Raw genomic sequence first — 25,239 nt, forward strand, 5'->3', positions numbered from 1 at the left:
CCCCCCCCCCCCCCCCCCCCCCCCCCCCCCCCCCCCCCCCCCCCCCCCCCCCCCCCCCCCCCCCCCCCCCCCCCGCGACTTGGTTGGGACAGTCTACATGCCGAGCGAGGCTTTGTAGAGCTTGACCTGGTTTTCGCGGCCGATCTGGTCGGTCAGCTTTTCCCAGGCGGCGGCGATGGCGTCGGCGCCTTCCTGCGCCTTCATCTTGCCGGCGAAGGTGTTGGCCAGGATGTCCTCGGCGGCGGAATAGTACTGGAAGATGCCGGGGATACGCGGCTCGATCGCGGCGTTCGGATGGTTGTAGCTATCGCCTTCCGACTTGAGGTAGGAGGTGATGAAGGCCTCGTCATAGCCGGCCGCTACCCATTCCGGAACGTTGAAATGGGAGTTGCGGTAGGGCTGGAAGCCCGACGGATACATCGCCGTCCAGATCGACAGGTCCTTGCCGCCGAGATGGGCGGCGGCGGACCATGCGGCCTTCTTCTTCTTTTCGTCGCTATCGACGCGGGCCATGACATAGACGCCCCAGCCGAGATAAGCGCAGTTCGGCGCATAGTTCGGGCCGCTGGCGAGCTTTTCCCACTTGCCGGTCTTGGAATTGTAGACGTCGTCGGAGCCCGGCAGGATCGAGAAGCCGGTGACGTCGCCGATGACCGAGGAGTCGTTGGTCTTCACGTTCGAGCCGACATCGCCCCACCAGGGGATCATCGAGCCGGTGCCGGCCAGGAACTGCTGGAAGGCGGTGGTGTTCGGATCGGCGTTGATCTGGTCGGCTGGTTCGGACGGCAGGGCGTCGATCACGTCCTGGATGGCGCGCACCCAGGCGGGATTGTTGATGCGCGGCTTCATCGTGTCGGCATCGAACAGCCAGGCCTTGTCGTCGGGATGCTTGGCATAGGCGGTGGCGCGGCTGCCAAGGAAGTAGAAGCCGAAACCGCCCCAAGGCTTGGGCGCGTCGAGGTAGCCATAGACGTCCTGGCCCTTGAACTGCTTGCCCTTGAGGAACTTGGTGACAGCCTGCACTTCCTGCCAGGTCTTCGGCACACCCCATTCGGTGGTTGCGCCGCTGTCCTTCCACTGCTTGGCGAGATCGGCATCGGCGAACACGTCGGTGCGGTAGTTGAAGTTATGCGCGTCGCCATCGATGGTCACGCGATACTGCTTGCCGTCCCAGGTGCCGACCGGCGGCTTCAGGTAGTTGACGAGATCGTCGAAGTCGATCTGCTTCTTGACCCAATCCGGCATCTCGGAGGTAAGGCCCTTGCCGCAGACATCGCCTTCGAAAGGCGCGCCCATCTCGATGATGTCGAAGTCGACGGTCTTGGTGGCGATCGACTGCTGCAGGCGGGCGTTGTAGTCGGCCTGGGCGAGGTCGATCCAGCTGATCTTGGCGCCCGTATAAGCCTCCCACGGCTTCAGGAAGCCGCGGAACAGCACGTTGTGCAGGTTCTGGTTGTTGAGGCCCATGAAGGTGAGCTCGACGCCGGCGAACTCGCCTTCCTTGACATTGGCCTTGGTCGCCTCGAGGCAGAGCTCGCCGACCTTCTGGAAGTCGGCATCGGTCGGCTGGCCTTTGCCAACGCCCGGGATCTGCAGGATTTTCGAGCGCAGGTCGTCGGCCGCCGCCGCCGGCTTCGTCAGCACGCCGAGCCCGGTGCCGGACGCAGCCGCGAGCGCCGCCATGCTGGCAGCACCCTTCAGCAGATCGCGGCGGCTCGCGCCGGCGCGCATCAGTTTTTCATATAGATCGACTCTCATCTACAGGTTCCTCCCAGAACAACAGCTATTGAATTGAAGTGCCAATCTCTCGGACGTCGAAACGTCTGACGGTTCTCCTCGACCATACGGGGACGTGGGACCCCACCCTGCGTCGCCGAAGCTCCGATTTCCCGGTAAGATACGGCTGTCGGATTGGCACTCGCCACTATTCGCGTAATCGATTACCTTGTCAACAAGATAGGCTTTTTACCTATAAGATACCGACTTGCCGTTGCCCTTGGCAGTGGCTAGCTTCACCGCAAAGATAAAGGGGAGACAATGGCTCAAGTCGCGATCAGCAGTGTGGCCAAGGCGTTCGGAACCGTCAAGGTCCTGCATGAGGTCAGCGTCGACATTGCCGACGGACAGTTCGTCGTGCTGGTCGGCCCGTCGGGATGCGGCAAGTCCACGCTGCTGAGGATGGTGGCCGGGCTGGAGACCGTTTCCGGCGGCACGATCTCGATCGGCGACCGCGTCGTCAACAATCTGCCGCCGGCAAAGCGCGACATCGCCATGGTGTTCCAGAATTACGCGCTCTATCCGCACAAGACGGTGGAGCAGAACATGGCTTTTGCGCTGAAGCTGCGCGGCACCGATCCTGCCGTGGTGGCCGAGCGGGTCAAGCGCGCCGCCGACATCCTCGACCTCGCCCCCTATCTCAAGCGCTATCCGCGCCAGCTTTCGGGCGGTCAGCGTCAGCGCGTCGCCATGGGCCGCGCCATCGTGCGCAACCCGCAGGTGTTCCTGTTCGACGAGCCGCTTTCCAACCTCGACGCCAAGCTGCGCGTGCAGATGCGCACCGAGATCAAGGAACTGCACCAGCGGCTGAAGACCACCACCATCTACGTCACCCACGACCAGATCGAGGCCATGACCATGGCCGACAAGATCGTCGTGATGCGCGACGGCCGCATCGAGCAGGTCGGCGCGCCGCTGGAGCTGTTCGATCGGCCGGCGAACCTTTTCGTCGCCGGTTTCATCGGCTCGCCCTCGATGAACCTGCTAAAGGGCACTGTGAAGAAGGCCGAGAAGCCGGTGGTCGAGATCGCCGGCACGGCGTTCCCGATGCCATCGAGCGCCGTTGCCGAGGAAGGCCAGGCCGTTGTCTATGGCGTGCGGCCGGAACATCTGGAGATCCATCCGGACGGCGTCGAGTCCAAGATCTCGGTGGTCGAGCCGACCGGCTCCGAGACCCTGGCTTTCGTGCGCTTCGGCGAGGGCGAGATGGTGGCGCTGTTTCGCGAGCGCCACGACTTCAAGCCGGGTGACACGCTGAAGCTCAAGCCCCGTCTCGACCAAGTCCACCTTTTCGACGCCGGGACCGGCAAGCGTCTTTAGAGTTTGCGCAATTCCGGACGGAAAACCGCTCACACTTTTCCTGGAATTGCTCCAGACCGCACACAGACTTCCAAGAGGAAACCATGCTCAAAGGGATCAATCCGCTGCTCAATGCCGATGTGCTCCAGGCGCTGCGGGCGATGGGCCATGGCGACGACCTGATCATCGCCGACACCAATTTCCCGTCCGACTCCGTGGCGCGGGAGACCGTGCTCGGCAAGCTTTTGCGTATCGACGCATCGGCGGCGGACGTGGTGAAGGCAGTCTTGTCGCTCTACCCGCTGGATACTTTCGTCAACGATGCGGCGGCGCGCATGGAGATCGTCGGCAAGCCGAACGAGATTCCGCCGGTGCAGAAGGAGGTGCAGAAGGAGGTCGACGCTGCCGAAGGCAAGCCCTGGCCGATGATCTCGATCGAGCGCTACGCCTTCTATGAGCGATCCAAGAAGGCCTATTGCGTGATCCAGACCGGCGAGCGCCGCTTCTATGGCTGCTTTGCCTTCCGCAAGGGCGTGGTGCCGCCGGATGCGGAGTGAAACAATGGCCAACGGCAAGCCTGTCGTGATTTTGGGCGTGTTCGTCGCCGACACCGCTTACCGCGCCGATCGCCAGCCGCGCCTGGGCGAGACGATCCTCGGCAATTCCTTCAAGCTCGGCCCGGGTGGCAAGGGCTCGAACCAGGCCGTGGCCGCCGGCAAGCTCGGCGCCGATGTCACTTTCCTGACCAGGCTCGGCGTCGATGCCTTCGCCGACATGGCAAAGCAGACCTGGAAGGACGCAGGCGTGAAAAGCGCCGTGATCGATACGCCCGACAGCTATACCGGCGCGGCCTATATCTTCATCGAGGAAGGCAGCGGCAACAACGCCATCATCGTCAGCCCGGGCGCCGCGATGCTGATCTCGTCCGCCGACATCGAGGCGCATGCTGGCCTGATCCGATCCGCCGGCGTGTTCGTCACCCAGCTCGAACAGCCGATTGACGCAGCCCTGAAAGCCCTGGAGATCGCACGCCGGGCAGGGGTGACGACCATCCTCAACCCGGCGCCGGCCGCCACGCTGCCGGACAGCATCTACGCGCTTTGCGACTATGTCACGCCCAACGAGACCGAGGCCGAAGGGCTGACCGGCATAAAGGTGTCGTCGATTGACGATGCCCGCCGCGCCGCCGACAGCCTGCTGGCCAAGGGCGCTGGCGCCGTCATCGTGACGCTCGGCGAGAACGGCGCGCTGCTGCATACCAAGAGCTGTTCCGAGCATGTCGGCGCGGTCAATGCCGGCCCGGTGGTCGAGACCACGGGGGCGGGCGATGCCTTCAACGGCGGCCTCGCCGCCGCCTTGGCAAAGGGCGTCGAACCGCTTGAGGCGGTGCGCTTTGCCTGCGCGGTCGCCGGCATTTCGGTGACCCGCCCCGGCACCGCGCCGTCAATGCCGACCCTCGAGGAAGTCGAGGCGCTGCTGGCGCAGGCTTGAAGTCGCCAGCCTCGCGCGCAGTCTCATCGCGTTCCCAGCATCGCGCCCGACAGCGCCTGCCGCAACCCATTACAATTTGGTCTCTTGCGACCACACGGTGGCATATTAGCAACGGTTAATGTTATTCGGCGCCGACCTCTTGCGTCGACCGCATAGGTGTCCCGTAATGGATCACTGTGTCTGGCACCGCAATTGCACTGTCAGCGATGCCGGGGCGGACTGTGCCCCGGTAGCCGGGGGGCAAATTTGGGGGCCCCGCCGCTCCGCGAATGGAGCGGCGGGCTCTTTTCCCAGTTGAGTTAAGGGCCGCCTAAACGCCAAAGCCTTGGGTGCTAATGCCGATGTATTTTCCTCAATTTCTGGTGGGCATGTTCGCGACGTCGTTCATCACGGCGATCTGGGCAGAGCTGGAAACCGGCTCGGTCTGGAAGGCGATCGGCTGGTCCATCCTTGCGATGATCATCCTTCAGGTTGGATATGTCGGACTGGTGGTCCGGCTGATCTACAAACGGCAAGGCACTGAGGCAGACCTGGTATCGGCAAATTCCACGCCACCGGTCCATCGAGCGCGTCCGCGCTAGTCGAAATTCAGCCATCGACCTGCTCTTCGGAACGCAACGAGTGCGCGCGCGTTTCATTGTCTTGTCCGAGACAAGGCAGTCTGCCGGAACGGTGGGATGAAAAAGCCCTATCAAAAGCCAACTCTTGTAAAGCGTGAGAAGCTCACCCAACGGACGGCCCAGATTGTCGCGTCCGGCGTCATACTGGGCGAGTGATTTCCGAGATCGAGCCTGGGGTCGCGCTAAAGTATCCTGCTGGTCAGCTCCAGCATGGTCGTTGCGCCCTGCTCGCTGCCGGGCGTATGCACGACGCGCAGAACCCGAAGGTCCTTGCTCGACCCGTCGACCGGCATCGACACGCTTTCGCCAACCCGCGGCAATTCCTGGAAGGCGAGCTCGTCGACATCCCTGGCGTCATCGATCGAAATGCGGCATCTCACAGCCATCTTGATCTCCCGTCTTTTTCGCCCGTGGGCTGAACGGGACAAGATTGGAATGGTTCCGGGATCAAGGCCTAGCAGCGACTACGTTCATTGGTCGCGGGACCAGCCGCCGACGATTACCGGCGCAAAAGGCCGCAAATTGCTCGGCCAAGAACGCAAACGAATACAAAAGTTGAAACTTTCCGAAGAATGAAAGTTGAAACTCTTTAGAGGGAAAGGGCCTAAGCCCTTGAAAAGATGGCGCGAGTGACGGGGCTCGAACCCGCGACCTCCGGCGTGACAGGCCGGCACTCTAACCGACTGAGCTACACCCGCGCACAGACGAGCACGTGTCAGGCGTGTTCGTCGTTGGGCGGTGGATAAGGGGTTCGCCTGCGGGTGTCAAGCGCGGCATTCAAGCATTACAGCAATCAGGAGAAGGTTTTTTGACAGCGGCGGCGAGGTTGCGGAAATCCGCTTGGTCGCGCATGCGCCGGGCGCTCATTTGGCCTTGCGAATGCGGCCCTAACTGCTTAAAGGTCCGCGCTCAAGCGGGCGATTAGCTCAGTTGGTAGAGCGCTTCGTTTACACCGAAGATGTCGGCGGTTCGAGCCCGTCATCGCCCACCAGCCTGCCGGACAAGCCGAAGCAGAATGCGGCAGCGGCCCTTGCCGGGGCCGCCACCTTATCAAGCGCCGGGTTCAGGCGCGGCTACTGCCTGACGTAGCAGCGTTTGCGAGCGCCCGGAGCAGGGTCATCGCCAAAGGCGTCGTTGCCGCATCTGACACCGTTCCTGAAAACATCCTGCGCGTACTGGCCACGTGCGCCGTATCTGACCATCGCGCGGCCGCGGAAATCGCAGAATTCACCCTCCCTGGCGCAGACCGCCCATCCGCCGCGGTCCGGGCGTGAGCCGTAATCGTCGTCCCCGTAGTTGTCGTCGTCGCCATAGTCGCCGCCACCGCGCGCGACGAAGTAGCAGGCCTTTTCACGGCCGGGGGCGGGGTCGCCAAAAAGGCGATTCGAGCAGGGCACGGCCCGACGGTCGAAAAACCGTGCGGTGGTCCGGCCCCGGGCGCCGTAGATCACTTGCGTAGGGTAGGGCAAGCGGCATATGCCGCCCTCATTCGCGCATCGCCGCAGTTGCTGGGCCGAGGCGGCGGTGGGGAAAAGGGCAGTGGCGGTCGCAGCCAAGCCGATGACGCAACTGACTGCCAACGCCATTCGGATCAAGAAAATTGAGGTCTTTGACACGATACGTCTCCCGTTTTGATTTCAATCAACACCTTAAAGCGAAGCTGTTAAACGCGCGATGAATGCCCTGAACGTCGGTCGTACGCCCGATTATCGCTCGCTATTTGCGGTTGTCGAGAGGCCAAAGAAGTGACGCCAGCCAATGCGGTCTGGGCCGGCAGCGATTTTATGCGCCGCTCAACGAACGAGCCAATCGCTTTCCATATGCGGCGGACAGATCGCCGGCTCGTTCCAGGTAGGGAGTTGGCCATGTCGGTGGAGAGGGCCGGGAATTTTATTTTTATGCATGTCGTTGTCCCAGAACCGCTGCACACTTCTGGGCGACATGTATTAGGCCCTGCCTATGCGATGTCCTGGCCGATTGCCGGCCGTCAAAACCACCGCAATGGTGAGGCGGCAGGGGAAGCCGCGGCTTGTCCCCGACCAGATCGATCCGGCGAGGAGAAAAGATGATCGAACTGCCCTTTGGTCGCGAAGAGTACCGGCAGCGGCTCGGAAAAATCCGTGCCGAGATGGCCAAGCGCGGCATCGAGCTCCTGGTCGTCAACGACGTCGCCAACCAGCATTACATCACCGGCTATGACGGCTGGTCGTTCTACACGCCGCAGGTGGTGCTTGTCCCGATCGAGGATGCCGAGCCTGTCTGGCTAGGCCGCGCCATGGACGCGGCCGGCGGCTTGCTGACGGCATGGATGAAGCCGGAAAACGTGGTCGGCTTCCCGGAGGACCATGTCCAGCGCGCCGATCGGCATCCGATGGACTGGATCGCGGCCTGGATCGTCACCAAGGGCTGGGGCGCCCGCCATATCGGTATCGAGCTCGAAGCCTATTATTTTTCGCCGAAGGCGCATGCGCGGCTTGTCGCCGGGTTGCCGAACGCGAAATGGCAAGACGCCGATCTTCTTGTGAACTGGATCCGCGCGGTCAAGTCGGTGCCCGAAATCGCCTATCTGCGCAAGGCATCGAGGCTGGCCGAGGCGGCGGTCGCGCGGGCGTTCGAAGTGATCGCCCCGGGCGTGCGCGAATGCGATGCGATCGCCGCCATCCAGGCGGCGCAGATTGCCGGCAGCCCCGATTTCGCCGGCGACATAACGGCGCTGCCGCCGACGATCCTCGGCGGCGAAAACGCTTCCGCGCCGCACATCATGTGGAGCGACCGGCGGTTCGGAAAGGACGAAACGATTGCGCTCGAGCTTGCCGGCGTCTGCCGCCGCTACGCGGCCGGGCTCGCCAGGACGATGCAGCTCGGCAAGACGCCGACGCGTGTCGCGGACACGGCGAAGGCGGTGATCGAAGGCATGGATGCGGTGCTCGATACGGTCCGGCCGGGCATGGCCGCTGAAGCGGTCGAAGCCGCCTGGCGCAAGGTCATCCAGCGCCACGGGCTTAAGAAGGAATCGCGTATCGGCTATTCCATCGGCGTTGCCTATCCGCCCGATTGGGGCGAGCACACGATCAGCCTGAGACCTGGCGACAAGACGGTGCTTCAATCCGGCAATGTCGTACATTCCATCCTGGGCATGTGGATGGATGGCTGGGGCATCGAGATCAGCGAGACCATCCTGGTGACCGACGCCGGCAACGAGACGCTGACGAAGTTCCCGCGGGATATCCATGTCAAATTCTGACCTGCCGTCTCCGGCGAGCGATACCGCCCGACATCGATAGCGAATTTCTCGATCGGATGATCGTGATCCGCCGCTTTGGTTTCGGCGGCAACCAGGTTATGTCAGGGCAGGAAGATCCTGGCGCTTAGCGAGATCGCGAACACCGGTGTCCCGGGTCGCCAACCAGTTAAAGGTACTGCGCGACCTTCTTGCCGACGGTCAGGAAGCGGAGCGGGTCGATCGCCTCGCCATCGTGGCGCACTTCGTAGTGAAGGTGCGGACCAGTCGAGCGGCCGCTGCTGCCGGTTTTGCCGATGACGTCGCCGGCGGCCAGCTTCTGGCCGACGCTCACATCGATCTCGCTCAAATGTCCGTAGCGTGTGGCAAAGCCGTTGCCATGGTCGACTTCGATCATGCGGCCGTAGCCACCTGCCCAGCCGGCCCTGGTGACGGTGCCGGCGGCCGTGACCTTGGCGGGCATGCCGATCGGTGCCCTGAAATCCATTCCCGTGTGCAAGGCGGCGCTGCCCAGGATCGGGTCGGTGCGCACGCCGAATGGGCTGGTCACGGCATGACCAGGGGCGGGGTTGGCGAGCGGCAGCTTGCGCGCTTCCTTCTTGACCCCGTCGAGCGCATCGAGCGCTTCGTCCAGTTCCTTGACCTTGCTGTCGAAGACCATCGAGGGATCGAGCGGAACCAGCGGGCCGCCGACATCGCTCTTGCCGAGTTCGCTGTCGACCGGGAGGCCCGCCGCTTGCAGCGCCTGCGCGATGGCATCGGCATTCTTGTAGGCGTTGTCGGCAAGCGTTGTGATGCGCGAGAGCTGCTGGCTCTCGATTGCCTTCAGCGCCGCATTGATCGAGACGAACAGCTTGTCGGCGCGATCGGCGGCCGTTTCGCCGTCAAGCGGATCGGACCTTGTCGACCAGAGCGAGAATGGCCTTGTGTCGCCGGCGCCCAAGGATGCGACGGAATAGGTCGGCGCCTGCGAAAGGCTGCCGGTGATCTCCGGATTTTCGTCGGGCTTGGGCGTCGCCGCGCTTGTCGCGGGTGCGTCGCCGACCTCGATTTCGGCGCGCTCGAGGATCGGGCCAAGCCGTCCGTGGCGCTCGCTGAGCTGGGTCTGTCTTGCCAGCAACTCGCTGACCTTGGTCTCCATCAGCTGCTGGTCGAGAAGCTGGCGGCTGGTGATGCGGTCGACCTGGGCGCGCAACCCCGAGATGCGGTCCTCGTAGGCTTGCTGCATGCGCGCCTGCCTGGCCGTTGTGGCGCCGATCAGGTCGTCGCGCAGCACAAGGTAGGACGTGGCGAGCAGGTAGCCGATGGCGATCGCCGCCAGGGCCGAGCCGATGAAGGCGGCCAGCCAGGGGCGGATGGTGAAATGCCTTATCTCGTTGCCCCGGGCGATGATGACCGTATGCGGTTCCTTGCGCCTGCCGAAGACAGCTGACTGACCGGTTGGTTTCACGGGGACCAAGCTTTCGTTACGGGACCAACGACGAGCCTGATTACACATTATTAGGGTTAACAAAGTTTTGCCGGCCGCAATCCCGGCGCAACCTATTCCCGTATTACGGGCAGCGGGTTGCGGCGAGGCGGCTTCGGTGCGTCAGAGCACGCGCACGGCCTCAAGCACCTCTTCGGCGTGGCCCTTGACTCGTACCTGGCGCCAGATGCGGGCGATGCGGCCGTCCTTTCCGATCAGGAAGGTGGCGCGCTCGACACCCATATATTTGCGCCCGTACATCGTTTTCTCGATCCACAAATGATAGGCGTCGATCACCTTGCGCTCCTCGTCGGCGACGAGATCGACGGTAAGATCGTACTTTGCCTTGAATTTGTCGTGTTTCTTCACGCTATCCGGCGACAGCCCGATCACCACGGCGCCGGCCTTTTCGAATTCCCGCTTCAACTGCGAGAAGCCGATCGCCTCGTTGGTGCAACTCGTGGTGTCGTCCTGCGGATAGAAGTAGAGTACAACAGGCTTGCCCCGGAATGCGGCAAGGCTAAGGGAGCCGCCGCCGTCGCGCGGAAGGTCGAATTGCGGCGCAACGTCGCCGACGTCGAGATCAGCCATATCGATGCCCTTGTTAGCGGTTACGCGCGGGAAATCATCGATATAACGTGAGGCGGGGATTCGTCCACGACGAGTTCGTCACAACGGAAGATTGCTTGGATCAGGAAGACCCGCAGCACGAGAAGATAAGGTTCAGGCGTGACGAGATCACCGACCTGGCGACGCTTCCATCCGCGTGCAGCGTGCCGCCGCTCGGGCGGGCAGCCGTGCGGCGGCGTTTCCGCATTCTCGGTCGCGTGTTTGCCGGGCTTTGCGCGCTCATGCTTCTGGCCGCGGCAGGCGTCTATGTCCTTGGCGCCTCGGGCATCGGCACGGAACGGCTCAGGACCGAGGCGGAGACAGCCATCGAGAAGCTGGCCGGCGTCGATGTCAAGGTCGCCGTCGGCGCGGCGCGGCTGACGCTCGACGGATCGAGCTTCGTCGCCCTGCAGGTGAGCGACGTCAGCCTCAGGACGGCCGACGGCAAGCCGATGGCCGATATCGGGCGCGTGCGTTTCGGCATGCGCCTGCTGCCGCTGCTTTCGGGTGACGTCCGGCTGACCAGCGCCAGATTTTCCGATGCCCACATCGTGGTGGCCGCGATGCCCTCCGGCGGTGGTGACTGGACGGCGGCGCTGCGCAACAAGGATGGCCTTGTCGATCCGGAGAAAGTGTCGGCGGCGGTGTTCGCCAGCGTCAACGACGCGCTGGATGCCGTGCGCGAGGATTCGATGCGCCAGATCGACCTGCGCAACGTCGAGTTCGAATTGCCGGACACCGGGCTGGTCAAGCGTGTGACCGTCACCTCGGCAACCGTCGCTCAGACCGGCACTGGGCGCATGCAGTTCTCCTACGATGCAGATGTCGACGGCCGGCACGCGACCTTGACCGCTTCGGCGACCCGCGATGCCACGGCAAGGCGGATCGCGTCGCTGGACGCCAACCTCGAGATCGCCGGCGCCGGCAATTCCAGCGAGAGCGGTTCGACCGAGACTGCCCCGTCGGCAGAAGGCGGCAAACTGGGTTCGATCGCGCTGAAGCTTTCGGGCTCGGAAGCGTCGGGCGACAACCCGTCGCGCCTGGCGGTCTCGCTGTCGCTCACCGGTTCGGTGCTCGACCTGAACGAGCGCGGCCTGTTGCCGGCCGATGTCGATGCCGATGCCACGCTGGTGGCCGGCTCGAACAAGATCTCGGTCGGCCGGCTGCTGATCAAGAGCGGCCGTTCGAGCTTCGACTTTGCCGGATCGATCGGACCGAAGCCGGCAGCTTCGGGGGAGGAGGCTGCCTACCGCTATGATCTCACCAGCGACGGTTCGACGCTGGCGCCTTCGGAATCGCCGGAACCGGCGCTTCAGTTCGTGGCCCGCATCGCCGGGGTCTACCAGCCGAAAAGCCGCAAGCTCGTCGCCGAACAGATCGGCGTCCGGTCCGGCGGATCGGGCGAGGTGCTGGGCGCGGCCACGGTCGCCTTCATCGACAACGGCCCACCCGGCATATCGCTGTCGCTCAACGTCCACGACATGCCGGTCACGCATGTCAAGCAATTGTGGCCATGGTTCTCGGCCCGCAATGCGCGGCTTTGGGTGCTGCGCAATCTGTTCGGCGGCACCGTGACCGACGCCAATCTGCAGTTCCAGGTGGCGCCAGGCCGCCTGGGCAACGGCGTGCCGCTTGCCGGCGACGAAGTGTTCGGCCGCTTCCAGATCGAAGGATCGCGCTTCGATACCGCCGGACGCATCCCGCCGATCCGCGACGCTGTCGGCGTCGTTGCGTTCCACGGCAACGATGTCGACATCGCGCTCTCCTCGGGCAGCGTCTATATGCCGAGTGGCCGCACCGTTGCGGCAAGCGGCGGCACGCTGGCGATCAAGAACGCGAACCGGCCGATCGTGATCGGCGGGCTTGAGATCGATGTCGCCGGGGAGGCCCCGGCGATAGCCGAGCTTGCCTCCTACGAGCCGATCAATGCCATGCGCCATGTCGGGTTGGCGCCGGAAGACCTGTCGGGCACCGTCACCGGCCACGTCAGGGCGGACATTCCGCTGACAAGGGGCATGGATACATCGAGGCTCGATTGGCTGGTCTCGCTCGACTATCAGGACCTGTCGCTGGCGAAGCCTTTCGAGGACCAGACGGTGACCGGGGCCAATGGCTCGATCACCGTCGGGCCAAAGCAGGCGGTGATTTCCGCCGAGGCCAAGCTCAACGGCATTCCGGCAGAGCTCGACCTGATCGAGCCGCTCGCCGACGACGGGCCGGCGCGAAGCCGCAAGATTGAGCTGGTTCTCGACGACAAGACGCGCAACGCCAGCATGCCCGGCCTGTCGGACCTGCTCTCGGGCACCATCAAGGTGGCGATCGACAAGAGCGGCGAGGGCGCCCAGCAGGTCTCCGCGGACCTGACCAACGCCAGGCTCGACATTCCCTGGGCAGGGTGGAGCAAGGGCGCCGGCATTCCCGCCAAGGTCAACTTCGATATGGCGAAGTCCGGCAGCACCACCACATTGACGGATTTCGATCTCGATGGAAAAAGCTTTTCGATCGAAGGCAATGTGACGCTGGTCAACGGCTCACTGTCCACGGCCCGCTTCAGCAAAGTTTCGCTGAACAGAGGCGATGACGTCGCCGTTTCGGTCAAGCGTTCCGGCAAGAGCTACGCCGTCGATGTCAGCGGCGCGTCGCTCGACGCCCGCTCGCTGATCAAGCAGTTCACCTCCGATGTCGACACCGCCACGAAGGGCGCCGGCAGCGGCGCGATCTCGGTGAGCGCCGATGTGGCGTCGTTGACCGGTTTCCACGACGAGGCGCTGTCCAATCTCAAGCTCGAGTACAGCGCCGCCGGATCGCGCGTGAACGGGCTCAACGTCACCGCCGCGGCGAGCTCTGGCGCCGCGATTGCGATCAGCAACACCACCAGCGAAGGCGGCCGCGTGCTCAGGGTAAAGTCGGCCGATGCCGGCGCGATCCTGCGTTTCCTCAACGTCTATGAGCATATGGAAGGCGGTGCGATCACGCTGTCGCTGTCCGGCGCCGCCGACGGTCCGATGAAGGGGCAGGTGGATGCCAGCAATTTCTACGTGGTCAACGAGCCCAAGCTGGCCTCGATCGTGTCGACCACGCCGGCCGGCGATACACGCAGCCTGAACGAAGCCGTCAAAGGCAAGATCGATACGTCCCGCGTGCAGTTCGAGCGCGGCTTCGCCGAGATCGACAAGGGCTCCGGCTACCTGAAACTGGCGAACGGCCTGCTGCGCGGCCCGCGCATCGGCACGACCTTCCAGGGCACGCTCTACGATCCGGACAACAACATGGACATGACCGGCACTTTCATGCCGGTCTACGGGCTGAACCGCATCTTCGGCGAACTGCCGCTGTTCGGGCCGCTGCTCGGCAACGGCCGCGACCGCGGCCTGATCGGCGTCACCTACCGCCTGCGCGGCAATGCCAACAAACCGACGCTCAACATCAATCCGCTGTCCGTCGTGGCGCCCGGGATATTCCGCTCGATCTTCGAGTACCGTTGAAGCCGGTTGCGTGTGGCCAAAACATGGGCCTGTTGCGAGCCTCGCCGGCAGATGATGCCCTACCACGATCTGAGGCTCGCAGACATCCTCCGGCGAAGTTAGCGCGGCGCCAGCCCTGCGCTTGCGGAATCCTCTGCGGTTTATCTGCGATTGTGCTAATATATGCGGGTCATGCACTTTCGTGCGCGACCAGCATCTAGGAGGGTGCGATGAAAACCATGAATCGCAGGTCTGCAATAGCTCTCGGTGTGACAGCCGCCGCGGTATCGCCTTTGTTCACCCTGGCGGCATCTGCAAAGACCAAGAAATACGGTCCGAAGGAAGGCAAGGAGATTGCGCCCGGTGTCAGAATAGTTGAGGTCGGCACCGGCAATTCCGACATTGCCGCCTACAAGAGCATTGCGATTGTCGACGCGGTCTTTCAGCCCGGCGCACACGCACCTCAAATGATGATGGACAACGACATGGTATGCACCATTACTTCCGGCGCATTCACCATCAAGAAAGCAGACAAGGAATTCAAGCTCAAGGTGGGTGACGTGTACACCTGCTCCAAGGGCAAGACCGATGAGGCGACGAATACAAGCAAGGAGGTCGGCGTGCATCGCATCGCCATCCTGATACCTGCCTAGAGCAATTCAAGGAAAAGTGTGAAACGGCTAGGTTCGGCGCCTTCGCCGTGGCCTTCCGCCTGGAATTGCGTCAAAACGAAGAGATAGAGCGGTTCACCGTTTCCGTGAAACGATGAACCGCTCCAGGAATATCCCGGCCGGATGATCGGTCGCACAACGTGCGGCCGCCGTTTTCAAAGTAAAGTGTGCCAGGCCTGGTTCGCGAACCCCTGAAAGCTGTCGCGATTGCGAGTGATCCGAATGCCGCGCGCCTGCCAGATGGTCAGGCCGGCCGCACCAGCACGTGCTTCTTCTTGCCAAGCGAAAGCTTCACGACGCCTTCCGCCAGGTCGTCAAGCGTCACCATGCGCCGGTCGTCCGTGACCGGCTGGTCGTTGATGCGCACGGCGCCGCCCTGGATATGCCGGCGCGCTTCGCCGTTCGAGCCGGCCAGCCCGGCGGTGACGAACAGCGCCAGGATGCCGATCCCGGCCTCCAGGTCGGATCTGGCCACCTCGACGCTGGGCAGCGTGTCGGCGAGCGCACCTTCCTCGAAGGTCTTGCGCGCCGTTTCGCTCGCGGTCTCGGCCGCCTCGCGGCCGTGCAGCATGGCGGTGATCTCGGTGGCGAGGATCTTCTTCGCCTCATTGATCTCCGAGCCGCCGAGCTTTGCGAGCCGCGCGACTTCGTCCAGGGGCAGGGTCGTGTAAAGCTTCAGGAAGCGGCCGACATCGGCGTCCTCGGTGTTGCGCCAATACTGCCAGAACTCGTAGGGGCTGAGCATGTCGCTATCGAGCCAGACCGCGCCCGAGGCCGACTTGCCCATCTTGGCGCCCGACGAGGTGGTGAGCAGCGGCGTGGTCATGGCGAAGAGCTGCACGCCCTCCATGCGGTGGCCGAGGTCGATGCCGTTGACGATGTTGCCCCACTGGTCCGAGCCACCCATCTGCAGCCGGCAGCCGACGCGCTTGTAGAGCTCGACGAAGTCGTAGGCCTGCAGGATCATGTAGTTGAATTCGAGAAACGACAGCGACTGCTCGCGGTCGAGCCTGAGTTTTACGGAATCGAAAGCGAGCATGCGGTTGACGGAGAAATGCCGGCCGACATCGCGCAGGAAGTTGACATAGTTGATCTCCATCAACCAGTCCGCATTGTTGACCATGACCGCGTCGCCCGGGCCGCTGCCGAACTTCAAATAAGGCGCGAAATTGCGGCGGATGCCGACGAGATTGTCGTCGATATCCTTAGGGGTCAGCAGCTTGCGCGCCTCGTCCTTGAAGGAGGGGTCGCCGATCATCGAGGTGCCGCCGCCCATCAGCGCGATCGGCCGGTGGCCGGTCTGCTGCAGCCAGTGCAGCATCATGATCTGGATCAGCGATCCGGCATGCAGGCTCTTGGCGGTGGCGTCGAAGCCGATATAGGCGCTCACCGTTTCCTTGGCGAAAAGCTGGTCGAGGGCGGATTCGTCCGAAATCTGGTGGATGAAGCCGCGCTCGCTCATAATGCGCAGGAAATCGGATTTGAAGGCGGACATTTTTTCTTCCCGGAGATCGCTGGGCATTCAGCCAAGCTTGATATGAAGGCGCGCGTTTAGCATCAGCGGGCGATCAGCAAAAGTGGAATCCGGTTTTGCGTTCGATCGCCCGCCGCTCAAAATGCGCGATCAGCAAAAGTGGAATCCGGTTTTGCGTTCGATCGCTCGCCACTCAAATGCGCGGATAGCAAAAGTGGAATCCGGTTTTGCGTCCGGTCGCGCGCGAGGCCGCCGTCCTTGCTTCACCCTTTTTGCTGGCGTAATGAAGCGCCGCGCAAAGACAAGCGCCGCGACGGGGCCATCCCGCAGTTTCAGATCGGACGAGCTCCCGCGATGAACAGGAACTACCTTTTCCTCTTTCTGTTCAGCATCGTCATGACCGTCAGCGGGCTGGCAAGCCTGCCGCCGGTGGACCGCGATGAATCCCGCTTCGTCCAGGCGACCAAGCAGATGGTCGAGACGGGCGACTATGTCGACATCCGCCTGCAGGACGTCACGCGCTACAAGAAGCCGATCGGCATCTACTGGCTTCAGTCCGCGGCCGTGGCGCTGAGCGGCGAGGGGGCGGCAGCGCCGATCTGGGTCTATCGCCTGGTCTCCATGCTGGGCATCGCGCTCGCCGTCGTCGGCATCGGCTGGACGGGCACGAAACTCTTCGGCGCCAATGCCGGGCTGGCCGCCGGCCTGATGATGGCGGCGATATTCGCCACCGCATTCGAGGGGCGTGACGCCAAGACCGACGCCATGCTTCTGGCCTGCTGCGTGATCGCGCAAGGCGCGCTGGCGCAGGTCTATGTGGCGGCAAAGCGCAAAGAGCCGGTTCCAGGGCATCTGCCCTGGACCTTCTGGATCGCCCAGGGGCTCGGCATCCTCATCAAGGGTCCCGTTTCGCCGCTATTATCGCTGCTTACGGCCGCGGCACTCGTTGCCTTCGACCGCGACTGGCGCTGGCTCACCAAGATGAAGCTGGCGCGCGGCGTCCTGATCGTGCTCGTGATCGTCCTGCCGTGGCTCGCCCTCATCACATGGAAGAGCGGCGGCGCCTTCTTCCAGGAGGCGGTCGGCAAGGACATGTTGAACAAGGTGGCGCAAGGCGAGGAATCGCACGGCCTGCCGCCCGGCTTCTACATGCTGACCTATTCGCTGTTCATGTGGCCGTTCGGCCTGATCGCGGTCGGCGCCGGCCTGCAGGCGATCAACCGTTTCTGGGACGATCCGCGCCTGCGCTTCTGCCTGGCCTGGTACATCCCGTTCTGGCTGGTCTTCGAGGCGATCCCGACCAAGCTGCCGCATTATGTCATGCCGGCCTATCCGGGCATGGCGCTCCTGATCGGCTGGCTGCTCACCTTGCCGGCGGAGCAGGCTAACGCGCCGCTCAAGCGCTGGCAGACATGGTTGTGGTGGGCGACGGCCTTCGGCCTTGCCGTGGTGGCGATCGGCCTTGCCGTGGTCTGCGTCGGTGCGCCGCTTTATCTCACAAAGACCTTCTCCTGGTGGAGCATACCGGCGGCGATCGCCGCTCTGGTTACCGGCTATCTTGCCTTCCCGCGGCAATTGCAGGTGCCGCTCGGGCGCATCGCTGCGATCGCCGTCAGCGCCGGCATCACCTTCAGCCTGCTGTTCGGCGTCATCGCGCCGTCGCTGAAACCGATCTGGCTGAGCCCCGCGGTCAGAGCCGCTGTCGACGCCAATCGTCTGTGCGATACCACCGTGCTTGCCTCGGCGAAATTCCAGGAGCCGAGCCTGGTGTTCCTGGTCGGCACCAACACCGTGCTCACCGACGTCGACGGTGTCGCGCGGCATCTGCTGGCCGATCCGTCCTGCGCGCTTGGCCTGGCGCCGATCAAGGACGAGCAGAAGCTCACCGATGTTCTGGCCGCCCAGGGCAAGTCGGCGAAACGATTGACCGAGATCGACGGCATCAACTATTCGTCAGGAGACAAGCTTTCGCTCGGCCTCTACCGGGTGGCGCCGTGAAGAATAGCGTCGGACATCGAATGTCCCTATAGACTCGCGCCAGAGCCATGTCCGCCGCGCCCCTTGCCCTTTATCGCCGCTCGCTCGGCAATTTCCGCGACACGATGACGATCGTGATGCGGCGCTTTGCCGTGCGCCCGGCGCGCTATCCGAGAATTTTATGGAGCGCCTGGCTGCCGGCCTGGTTGCTGCTTACCGTGGCGGTCTTCCTGGGCCTCGATGCCGGCGCTGGCGAGATGCGGGGCGAATGGTCCCCTGGCTTCGTGCGCTTCACCGATTTCTTCACGCAATTCGGACTTGGCGGCTGGTACCTCATCCCGGCAGCACTCTGCCTCGTCGCCGCCAATCTGACGGATTGGCGCGGCCTGTCCCGGCGTGGCCGGATGGTCGTCTACAACTGGACGTGTTTCGCGTTCCTGGTGCTGTGCGCCGTCGGCCTGTCCGGCCTGGCGGTCAACCTGCTGAAATACGGCATCGGCCGGGCCCGTCCGCTTTATTTCGACAGTTTCGGCGTCTTGTCGCTGCATCCTTTCGCCATGGATGCGCGTTTTGCCGGCTTTCCATCCGGCCATGCCACGACGATGGGTGCGGTCTTCGGCATCCTGCTGCTGCTGTTCCCCCGGCGCTGGTATATCGCGCTGGCGGTCACGGCCTGCGTCGCTTCGACACGCGTCTTCGTCGGCGCGCACTATCCAAGCGACACGGTTGCAGGCTTCGGCCTCGGGCTGGCGTTTGCAATGCTTTCGGGGCTGGTGTTCGCCCGGCTTGGTTTCATCTTCGGCCAGACGAGTTCCAGGCTGCCGGTGCGCAAGCGGACATTCCGGCTGGGATTGTCCCACGCGTCGAGAAGCAGGGCTTCGATAGTCGCCTGAGTCGACCCGCTAAAAGCCGGCCCGAGATAGGCGATCCTTTGCTAGCGCAGCCGCTTCGGTCGCGGATCGGCCAACTCACCCGCCAGGCGCCGGTCGAGATAATCGGCGCATTCCTGGATGAGCAACTCGGAATCGTTGGAGAAGAAGTGGTTGGCGCCGGGCAATGTCTTCTGGGTGATGGTGATGCCCTTTTGCGTGTGCAGCTTGTCGACCAGGCCCTGCACGTCCTTGGGCGGCGCCACCTTGTCGGCATCGCCATGGATGATCAGACCGGATGACGGGCAGGGCGCCAGGAACGAAAAATCATAGGTGTTGGGCTGCGGCGCGACCGAGATGAAGCCCTCGATCTCGGGACGGCGCATCAGAAGCTGCATACCGATCCACGAGCCGAACGAATAGCCGGCCACCCAGCAGCTCTTGGAATCCGGATGCAGCGACTGCACCCAGTCGAGCGCGGCGGCCGCATCCGACAATTCGCCGGTGCCGTGGTCGAACTCGCCCTGGCTGCGGCCGATGCCGCGGAAATTGAAGCGCAGGACGGTGAAATCGCGCTTCTGAAACATGTAGAAGAGGTCGTAGACGATCTTGTTGTTCATCGTGCCGCCGAATTGCGGGTGCGGATGCAGCACGATGGCGATCGGGGCGCTCTTTTCCTTCGAGGGCTGATAACGTCCCTCCAGGCGACCGGCCGGACCGGCGAAAATGACCTCAGGCATAAAATACTCCACGTGGCATGTGAATGCGCTAGCCCGGAACTGTTCTGGCCCCAACTCTCCTGCGGCCCCACACCTCTGCGGCCTTGACGTCGGGCGAGCGTCTTCCTAGAAGCTAGTTTAGAATTGTTCAAAACTGGGAGGCCGGAACCCGATGGTCCGGCCGCCCGCGCCGCAAGCCGGGTAAATAGGACGGCTTGCCTTGCAATTTCAAGGAAATAACGCGCTATCCTCGCGGGATAGTCGGCGGAAGGACGAACTGAGCGAAAATGGCCGCAACCCGCGCCTATCTCGACTACAACGCCAGCGCGCCGCTTATTGCGGAAGCGCGGGCGGCGATGGTCGCTGCGCTCGATGCCGCCAACCCGTCATCGGTCCACACCGAGGGGCGCGCGTCGCGCCGGCTGGTCGAGGACGCGCGCCGCGACGTGGCGCGGCTGGTCAACGGCAGGCCCGAGCATGTCGTCTTCACCTCCGGCGCCACCGAGGCGGCCTCGACGCTGCTTGGGCCTGACTGGCAGATGGGGCGCGGCTCCATCCGCATGAGCCACCTCTATGTCTCGGCGGCCGACCATCCGTGCATCCTGAATGGCGGGCGGTTTGCGGCGGCGCAGGTGACGAAGCTCGGCGTCGACCGGAACGGCATCGCCGGTCTCGACGCGCTTTCCGCCGCGCTTGCCGCGCATGACAAGGCCGCCGGCCTGCCGCTGGTGGCGATACACGCCGCCAACAACGAGACTGGCGTTGTCCAGCCGGTCGCGCGCATCGCCGAAATCGTCAAGGCCGCCGGCGGGGTGCTGGTTGTCGACGCCGTGCAGGCTGCCGGGCGGATTCCGCTCGATATGTCAGTTCCTTATGCCGATTATCTGATCCTGTCCTCGCACAAGATCGGCGGGCCGAAAGGCGTCGGCGCGATCATTGCCGCGTCCGACCTAATGATGCCGCGACCGCTGGTCAATGGCGGGGGCCAGGAGAAGAGCCACCGCGCCGGCACGGAAAACGTTGCCGGGATCGCCGGTTTCGGCGCCGCCGCGCGTTTCGCGCTGACCGGTCTCGACGGCATGGACGCCATGGCACGCCGACGCGACGAGGTTGAGGCGATCGTGCGCGACCTCGCGCCCGACGCGGAAATCTTTGGAGCGGCCTCGCCAAGGCTTGCCAACACGACATTCTTCGCTATTCCCGGCGTCAAGGCCGAGACGGCGCAGATCGCTTTCGATCTTGCCGGCGTCGCCTTGTCGGCGGGCTCGGCCTGCTCGTCGGGAAAAGTCGGGCCAAGCCATGTGCTGAAGGCGATGGGCCATGGCGACAGCCTTGGCGCCTTGCGCGTTTCGATCGGTTGCGCGACCGGCGCCGAGGATATCGAGGCGTTCCGGGCAGCGCTGGCGGGTATCGTCGCCCGCCGCGCGGGCAAGGAAGAAGCCGCCTGACGGCGGCGGAGCATCGGAGCGGGACGCCTTACGGCTCTCGGATTTCCGTTGCTCGAAGATGAATTCAGGCCCTGGGCCTGGTAGAGCCGTGCGTTTTGTCCTGGCCGGGTGAATTTCCGGCGGACACGCACTATATGGAACTTACTCCGTTGCGAGCCCTGCCAAGGGCGATTACAGCGGTGCCATAGTTTGAAAACTGCCGGGCCTTGACCCCGGCGTGGATGGAGAACGCTTATGCCTGCTGTGCAGGAGACGATCGATCGAGTCCGAAAGATCGACGTCGACCAGTATAAATACGGATTCCAGACAGAGATCGAGATGGACAAGGCCCCCAAGGGCCTGAGCGAAGACATTATTCGCTTCATCTCGGCCAAGAAGGATGAGCCGGACTGGATGCTGGAATGGCGTCTGGGCGCCTATCGGCGCTGGCTGACGCTGGAAGAGCCGACCTGGGCGCGCGTCCATTATCCGAAGATCAACTTCCAGGACATCCACTACTACGCCGCGCCGAAGAGCACGCCGGGCCCGAAGTCGCTGAGCGAAGTCGACCCCGAATTGCTCAAGGTCTATGAAAAGCTCGGCATCCCGCTCAAGGAGCAGGAAATCCTGGCCGGCGTGCAGAAGACCGAGGCAGCGGATGACGAAGAGGTCGGCGACAACGTTTACAAGTCCGGCCGCGTCGCGGTCGACGCGGTGTTCGATTCCGTCTCGGTGGTCACCACCTTCAAGAAGGAATTGGCGCAGGCCGGCGTCATTTTCTGCTCGATCTCGGAAGCGATCCGCGAGCATCCCGAACTGGTGAAGAAATATCTGGGCTCGGTCGTGCCGACCTCGGACAATTTCTACGCGACGCTGAATTCGGCCGTGTTCACCGACGGCTCGTTCGTCTTCGTGCCGAAGGGCGTGCGCTGCCCGATGGAGCTGTCGACCTATTTCCGCATCAACGAGAAGAACACCGGCCAGTTCGAACGCACGCTGATCATCGCCGAGGAGGGGGCGTATGTCTCCTATCTCGAAGGCTGCACGGCGCCGCAGCGCGACGAGAACCAGCTGCATGCGGCGGTGGTCGAGCTGATTGCGCTCGACGATGCCGAGATCAAGTATTCGACGGTACAGAACTGGTATCCAGGCGACGCCCAGGGCAAGGGCGGCATCTACAATTTCGTCACCAAGCGCGGCGATTGCCGTGGCGATCGCTCGAAGATTTCGTGGACGCAGGTCGAGACCGGCTCGGCCATCACCTGGAAGTATCCGAGCTGCATCCTGCGCGGCGACGATTCCAGCGGCGAGTTCTATTCGATCGCGGTGTCGAACGGCTACCAGCAGGTCGATAGCGGCACCAAGATGATCCATCTCGGCAAGAACACGTCGAGCCGCATCATCTCCAAGGGCATCGCCGCCGGCTTCTCGCAGAACACCTATCGCGGCCAGGTCTCGGCGCATCGCAAGGCGGCCAATGCGCGCAACTTCACCAATTGCGATTCGCTGCTGATCGGCGATCAGTGCGGCGCGCACACCGTGCCCTACATGGAAGCCAAGAACTCGACCGCGCAGTTCGAGCACGAGGCGACGACGTCGAAGATCTCCGAGGACCAGAAGTTCTACGTCATGCAGCGCGGCATCCCCGAGGAAGAGGCGATCGCACTGATCGTCAACGGCTTCGTCAAGGATGTCATCCAGCAATTGCCGATGGAGTTCGCGGTCGAGGCGCAGAAGCTGATCGGCATCAGCCTCGAAGGAAGCGTTGGATGACCGGAGATAAATGGTTCAGGCCGAAGCGCGTCGGCTATGGCGCCACACCGGACAACTGGAAAGGCTGGGCTTTCATGGTCGTCTGGATATTGATCGAGGTCGCCCTTTCGGTGGGTCTGCTCGGCCTTGGCGCGCCCGCGTGGCTGGTAGTGCTTGTTGTCGTTGCCCTGACCGGCGCAATCATCCCGCTCATCAAAGCCAAGACCGACAGCGACTGGCGCTGGCGCTGGCATTGAATTTGAACGGACAAATTTTGGAACGGAACGAAAATGCTTGAAATCAGAAACCTGCACGCCCGCATCGTCGATGACGGCACCGAGATCATCCGCGGCCTGGACCTGACGGTGAAAGCCGGCGAGGTCGCGGCCATCATGGGTCCGAACGGCTCGGGCAAGTCGACGCTGTCCTACATCCTGGCCGGCCGCGAGGACTATGAGGTGACCGAAGGCGATATCCTCTATAACGGCCAGTCGATCCTCGAAATGGATCCGGCCGAGCGCGCCACCGCCGGCATTTTCCTCGCCTTCCAGTATCCGATGGAAATACCGGGCGTGGCCACCATGGAATTCCTGAAGGTGGCGATGAACGAGCAGCGCAAGGCGCGCGGCGAGGAGCCGCTCAAGATCCCGGAATTTTTGAAGCGGGTGAAGGACGCCGCCGCCTCGCTCAACATGGACATGGCGATGCTGAAGCGGCCGCTCAATGTCGGCTTCTCGGGCGGCGAGAAGAAGCGCGCCGAAATCCTGCAGATGAAGCTTTTGGAGCCGAAGCTCTGCGTGCTGGACGAGACCGATTCCGGCCTCGACATCGACGCGCTTAAGATCGTCTCGGACGGCGTCAACGCGCTGCGCTCGCCGGACCGCGCCATCGTCCTCATCACCCACTACCAGCGCCTGCTCCAGCACATCGTGCCGGACTCGGTGCACGTGCTCTACAAAGGCCAGGTCATCAAGTCGGGCGACAAGTCGCTGGCCCTCGATCTCGAGGCCAACGGCTATGCCGGCGTGATCGGGCAAGCCGCGTGAGATGGGAGCAGTCGAGGCAAGAGCCATGAACATGCATGCACAGCCCCAGCGGACACTGGCCGAGACGGCGCTGATCGATGCCTTCGGCGAGCGGTTGTCGCTGCTGCCGGGCGACGGCGCGGTGATGGTCAAGCGCGACGACGCGATCGAGGCGATCAAGCACGGCCTGCCGACGCGCCGCGTCGAGTCCTGGCACTATACCGACCTGCGCCGGCTTTTGACCAAGGTGCCGGCTTTCGAGGCCGGTGCGGTCGTGAAAGCGCTTGCGCCGGTTCTTGAAGGATCGGCCGTGCTGCCGGTGCTCAACGGCGTCTCCAACGCCAAGGTGCCGGAGATCGAAGGCGTGACGGTGCAGCGCCTGTCGGAAAAGCTTACCGACGGCAGCGTGGCGCCCGGGCTCGATCCCTATGGCAGCGACGACGCGATCGGCGCGCTCAACACCGCGTTTGTCGCCGACGGGTATTTCGTCGACATTGCCGAGGGCACTCAACTGGAAAAGCCGGTCGAATTGCAGAACCTGCAGGCCGGCGGCCAGGCGCATGTGCGGCTGCTGACCCGTGTCGGCGCCGGCGCCAGGGCGATCATCGTCGAGCGGCAGGCGGGCGAGGCAAGCGAAGACGGCGAGGCGCTCGTCAGCTCGGTCAGCCAACTGGTCCTCGACGAAGGCGCCGAGGTGACCTGGCTGATCGTTCAGGAGCAGCCGGACACGGCCACGCATCTCGCCCAGTTCAAGGCGCATATCGGCAAGGATGCGAAGCTCACGCTGTTCGTCATGAATGCCGGCGGCAGGCTGGTTCGCCAGGAGGTCGTGGTCAGGACGACGGGCGAGGGCGCCGACTTCAAATTGCGCGGCATCAACCTTCTGGCTGGCGATACGCATACCGACACCACCATGGTGCTTGACCATGCCGTGCCGCACACGACTTCCACCGAAGTGATGCGCAATGTTGTGACCGGCAAGGCGCGCGGCGTCTTCCAGGGCCGCATCAACGTGCATCAATACGCGCAGAAGACCAACGCCAAGATGGCCTGCAACACGCTGCTTCTGTCGGACGATGGCGAGTTCTCGACCAAGCCTGAGCTGGAAATCTTCGCCGACGATGTCGTCTGCGGCCACGGCGCGACGGTCACCGAGATCGACCACAACCATCTGTTCTACCTGATGGCGCGCGGTATCGACGAGAAGACCGCGCGCGGCCTTCTGGTGAAGGCTTTCGTTGCCGAAGTGATCGAGGAACTGGATGACGAGGCGCTGGTCGAAGCGCTTGAAGCGCGGCTCGACGGCTGGTTCTTGGCGCACGGGTAGGCGCCTTCCTTCCCCTTGTGGGAGAAGGTG

General features: G+C 63.5%; 21 protein-coding genes and 2 tRNA genes. 15 read left to right on the forward strand and 8 right to left on the reverse strand.

The window, feature by feature from the left end; genetic code table 11:
* Positions 1 to 93: 93 nt before the first annotated feature.
* Positions 94 to 1,758: an ABC transporter substrate-binding protein gene (locus tag AC0L2L_RS05200; RefSeq protein ID WP_473576666.1), complete on the reverse strand. Its 1,665-nt coding sequence runs from the start codon at positions 1,756 to 1,758 to the stop codon at positions 94 to 96.
* Between the two features lie 279 nt (positions 1,759 to 2,037).
* Between AC0L2L_RS05200 and AC0L2L_RS05205 the strand changes: the two genes are divergently transcribed.
* From AC0L2L_RS05205 to AC0L2L_RS05220, 4 genes are all read left to right on the forward strand, one after another.
* Entirely contained in the window at positions 2,038 to 3,096 is a 1,059-nt protein-coding gene (locus AC0L2L_RS05205) for an ABC transporter ATP-binding protein (protein ID WP_473576668.1), read from the forward strand.
* Between the two features lie 83 nt (positions 3,097 to 3,179).
* Positions 3,180 to 3,632, forward strand: coding sequence for an RbsD/FucU family protein (locus AC0L2L_RS05210; RefSeq protein ID WP_027166444.1), 453 nt, complete (start codon positions 3,180 to 3,182; stop codon positions 3,630 to 3,632).
* A gap of 4 nt (positions 3,633 to 3,636) precedes the next feature.
* Entirely contained in the window at positions 3,637 to 4,566 is a 930-nt protein-coding gene (rbsK, locus tag AC0L2L_RS05215) for a ribokinase (RefSeq protein ID WP_473576670.1), read from the forward strand.
* 335 nt (positions 4,567 to 4,901) lie between these two features.
* Complete coding sequence (locus tag AC0L2L_RS05220) at positions 4,902 to 5,147, forward strand: hypothetical protein (protein WP_473576673.1); 246 nt, start codon at positions 4,902 to 4,904, stop codon at positions 5,145 to 5,147.
* A gap of 221 nt (positions 5,148 to 5,368) precedes the next feature.
* Here the strand turns inward: AC0L2L_RS05220 and AC0L2L_RS05225 are convergent, their stop codons facing one another.
* Together AC0L2L_RS05225 and AC0L2L_RS05230 are read right to left on the reverse strand one after the other, a co-directional pair.
* Positions 5,369 to 5,572, reverse strand: a complete 204-nt coding sequence (locus AC0L2L_RS05225) for a hypothetical protein (protein WP_473576675.1) — start codon at positions 5,570 to 5,572, stop codon at positions 5,369 to 5,371.
* A gap of 235 nt (positions 5,573 to 5,807) precedes the next feature.
* A tRNA-Asp gene (locus tag AC0L2L_RS05230) sits at positions 5,808 to 5,884 on the reverse strand.
* 217 nt (positions 5,885 to 6,101) lie between these two features.
* Between AC0L2L_RS05230 and AC0L2L_RS05235 the strand changes: the two genes are divergently transcribed.
* Positions 6,102 to 6,177: transfer RNA gene (locus tag AC0L2L_RS05235), tRNA-Val, on the forward strand.
* An 82-nt stretch (positions 6,178 to 6,259) separates the two neighbouring features.
* Here AC0L2L_RS05235 and AC0L2L_RS05240 read toward each other — a convergent pair.
* Positions 6,260 to 6,802, reverse strand: a complete 543-nt coding sequence (locus AC0L2L_RS05240; RefSeq protein WP_473576676.1) for a hypothetical protein — start codon at positions 6,800 to 6,802, stop codon at positions 6,260 to 6,262.
* A gap of 449 nt (positions 6,803 to 7,251) precedes the next feature.
* On the opposite strand from AC0L2L_RS05240, the gene AC0L2L_RS05245 reads away from it, so the two are divergent.
* The gene (locus AC0L2L_RS05245; protein ID WP_473576678.1) at positions 7,252 to 8,430 is read left to right on the forward strand and encodes a M24 family metallopeptidase; all 1,179 of its coding nucleotides are present in this window, start codon (positions 7,252 to 7,254) and stop codon (positions 8,428 to 8,430) included.
* A 166-nt stretch (positions 8,431 to 8,596) separates the two neighbouring features.
* Here the strand turns inward: AC0L2L_RS05245 and AC0L2L_RS05250 are convergent, their stop codons facing one another.
* Both AC0L2L_RS05250 and AC0L2L_RS05255 read right to left on the reverse strand, forming a co-directional pair.
* Complete coding sequence (locus AC0L2L_RS05250; protein WP_473576680.1) at positions 8,597 to 9,877, reverse strand: M23 family metallopeptidase; 1,281 nt, start codon at positions 9,875 to 9,877, stop codon at positions 8,597 to 8,599.
* A gap of 141 nt (positions 9,878 to 10,018) precedes the next feature.
* Positions 10,019 to 10,486, reverse strand: coding sequence for a peroxiredoxin (locus AC0L2L_RS05255; protein WP_473576681.1), 468 nt, complete (start codon positions 10,484 to 10,486; stop codon positions 10,019 to 10,021).
* A 95-nt stretch (positions 10,487 to 10,581) separates the two neighbouring features.
* Between AC0L2L_RS05255 and AC0L2L_RS05260 the strand changes: the two genes are divergently transcribed.
* Complete coding sequence (locus AC0L2L_RS05260) at positions 10,582 to 13,989, forward strand: hypothetical protein (RefSeq protein ID WP_473576682.1); 3,408 nt, start codon at positions 10,582 to 10,584, stop codon at positions 13,987 to 13,989.
* Between the two features lie 209 nt (positions 13,990 to 14,198).
* On the forward strand, positions 14,199 to 14,621 hold the full coding sequence (locus AC0L2L_RS05265) for a hypothetical protein (protein ID WP_473576683.1): 423 nt from the start codon (positions 14,199 to 14,201) through the stop codon (positions 14,619 to 14,621).
* 262 nt (positions 14,622 to 14,883) lie between these two features.
* Here AC0L2L_RS05265 and tyrS read toward each other — a convergent pair whose 3' ends face one another.
* The gene (gene tyrS, locus AC0L2L_RS05270; RefSeq protein ID WP_473576685.1) at positions 14,884 to 16,134 is read right to left on the reverse strand and encodes a tyrosine--tRNA ligase; all 1,251 of its coding nucleotides are present in this window, start codon (positions 16,132 to 16,134) and stop codon (positions 14,884 to 14,886) included.
* A 333-nt stretch (positions 16,135 to 16,467) separates the two neighbouring features.
* Here tyrS and AC0L2L_RS05275 point away from each other — a divergent pair, with 333 nt between their 5' ends.
* Positions 16,468 to 18,111 carry an ArnT family glycosyltransferase gene (locus AC0L2L_RS05275; RefSeq protein ID WP_473576686.1) on the forward strand — a complete coding sequence of 548 codons (1,644 nt, stop codon included), beginning with the start codon at positions 16,468 to 16,470 and terminating at the stop codon, positions 18,109 to 18,111.
* A gap of 47 nt (positions 18,112 to 18,158) precedes the next feature.
* On the forward strand, positions 18,159 to 18,983 hold the full coding sequence (locus tag AC0L2L_RS05280) for a phosphatase PAP2 family protein (RefSeq protein ID WP_473576687.1): 825 nt from the start codon (positions 18,159 to 18,161) through the stop codon (positions 18,981 to 18,983).
* A 41-nt stretch (positions 18,984 to 19,024) separates the two neighbouring features.
* Here AC0L2L_RS05280 and AC0L2L_RS05285 read toward each other — a convergent pair whose 3' ends face one another.
* Positions 19,025 to 19,699: an alpha/beta hydrolase gene (locus AC0L2L_RS05285; protein WP_473576689.1), complete on the reverse strand. Its 675-nt coding sequence runs from the start codon at positions 19,697 to 19,699 to the stop codon at positions 19,025 to 19,027.
* A 266-nt stretch (positions 19,700 to 19,965) separates the two neighbouring features.
* Here AC0L2L_RS05285 and AC0L2L_RS05290 point away from each other — a divergent pair, with 266 nt between their 5' ends.
* The 5 genes from AC0L2L_RS05290 to sufD all read left to right on the forward strand — a co-directional run bounded on the left by AC0L2L_RS05290 (position 19,966) and on the right by sufD (position 25,209).
* A complete protein-coding gene (locus AC0L2L_RS05290; RefSeq protein ID WP_473576691.1) occupies positions 19,966 to 21,126 on the forward strand; it encodes a cysteine desulfurase family protein in 1,161 nt (386 codons plus the stop codon).
* A 234-nt stretch (positions 21,127 to 21,360) separates the two neighbouring features.
* The gene (gene sufB / locus AC0L2L_RS05295; protein ID WP_473576693.1) at positions 21,361 to 22,878 is read left to right on the forward strand and encodes a Fe-S cluster assembly protein SufB; all 1,518 of its coding nucleotides are present in this window, start codon (positions 21,361 to 21,363) and stop codon (positions 22,876 to 22,878) included.
* Positions 22,875 to 23,114 carry a hypothetical protein gene (locus AC0L2L_RS05300; RefSeq protein ID WP_473576695.1) on the forward strand — a complete coding sequence of 80 codons (240 nt, stop codon included), beginning with the start codon at positions 22,875 to 22,877 and terminating at the stop codon, positions 23,112 to 23,114. Before sufB ends, AC0L2L_RS05300 begins: the two co-directional genes overlap by 4 nt.
* 33 nt (positions 23,115 to 23,147) lie before the next feature.
* Entirely contained in the window at positions 23,148 to 23,903 is a 756-nt protein-coding gene (sufC, locus tag AC0L2L_RS05305) for a Fe-S cluster assembly ATPase SufC (protein ID WP_473576697.1), read from the forward strand.
* Between the two features lie 25 nt (positions 23,904 to 23,928).
* A complete protein-coding gene (sufD, locus tag AC0L2L_RS05310) occupies positions 23,929 to 25,209 on the forward strand; it encodes a Fe-S cluster assembly protein SufD (protein WP_473576698.1) in 1,281 nt (426 codons plus the stop codon).
* Positions 25,210 to 25,239 lie beyond the last annotated feature (30 nt).

It is taken from the genome of Mesorhizobium sp. WSM4832 (assembly GCF_055811115.1).

Coding starts and splice junctions, on each gene's coding strand:
- AC0L2L_RS05200 (WP_473576666.1), bottom strand. CDS start 1,758: ATGAGAGTCGATCTATATGAAAAACTGATGCGCGCCGGCGCGAGCCGC.
- AC0L2L_RS05205 (WP_473576668.1), top strand. CDS start 2,038: ATGGCTCAAGTCGCGATCAGCAGTGTGGCCAAGGCGTTCGGAACCGTC.
- AC0L2L_RS05210 (WP_027166444.1), top strand. CDS start 3,180: ATGCTCAAAGGGATCAATCCGCTGCTCAATGCCGATGTGCTCCAGGCG.
- rbsK (WP_473576670.1), top strand. CDS start 3,637: ATGGCCAACGGCAAGCCTGTCGTGATTTTGGGCGTGTTCGTCGCCGAC.
- AC0L2L_RS05220 (WP_473576673.1), top strand. CDS start 4,902: ATGCCGATGTATTTTCCTCAATTTCTGGTGGGCATGTTCGCGACGTCG.
- AC0L2L_RS05225 (WP_473576675.1), bottom strand. CDS start 5,572: ATGGCTGTGAGATGCCGCATTTCGATCGATGACGCCAGGGATGTCGAC.
- AC0L2L_RS05245 (WP_473576678.1), top strand. CDS start 7,252: ATGATCGAACTGCCCTTTGGTCGCGAAGAGTACCGGCAGCGGCTCGGA.
- AC0L2L_RS05255 (WP_473576681.1), bottom strand. CDS start 10,486: ATGGCTGATCTCGACGTCGGCGACGTTGCGCCGCAATTCGACCTTCCG.
- AC0L2L_RS05265 (WP_473576683.1), top strand. CDS start 14,199: ATGAAAACCATGAATCGCAGGTCTGCAATAGCTCTCGGTGTGACAGCC.
- tyrS (WP_473576685.1), bottom strand. CDS start 16,134: ATGTCCGCCTTCAAATCCGATTTCCTGCGCATTATGAGCGAGCGCGGC.
- AC0L2L_RS05275 (WP_473576686.1), top strand. CDS start 16,468: ATGAACAGGAACTACCTTTTCCTCTTTCTGTTCAGCATCGTCATGACC.
- AC0L2L_RS05280 (WP_473576687.1), top strand. CDS start 18,159: ATGTCCGCCGCGCCCCTTGCCCTTTATCGCCGCTCGCTCGGCAATTTC.
- AC0L2L_RS05285 (WP_473576689.1), bottom strand. CDS start 19,699: ATGCCTGAGGTCATTTTCGCCGGTCCGGCCGGTCGCCTGGAGGGACGT.
- AC0L2L_RS05290 (WP_473576691.1), top strand. CDS start 19,966: ATGGCCGCAACCCGCGCCTATCTCGACTACAACGCCAGCGCGCCGCTT.
- sufB (WP_473576693.1), top strand. CDS start 21,361: ATGCCTGCTGTGCAGGAGACGATCGATCGAGTCCGAAAGATCGACGTC.
- AC0L2L_RS05300 (WP_473576695.1), top strand. CDS start 22,875: ATGACCGGAGATAAATGGTTCAGGCCGAAGCGCGTCGGCTATGGCGCC.
- sufC (WP_473576697.1), top strand. CDS start 23,148: ATGCTTGAAATCAGAAACCTGCACGCCCGCATCGTCGATGACGGCACC.
- sufD (WP_473576698.1), top strand. CDS start 23,929: ATGAACATGCATGCACAGCCCCAGCGGACACTGGCCGAGACGGCGCTG.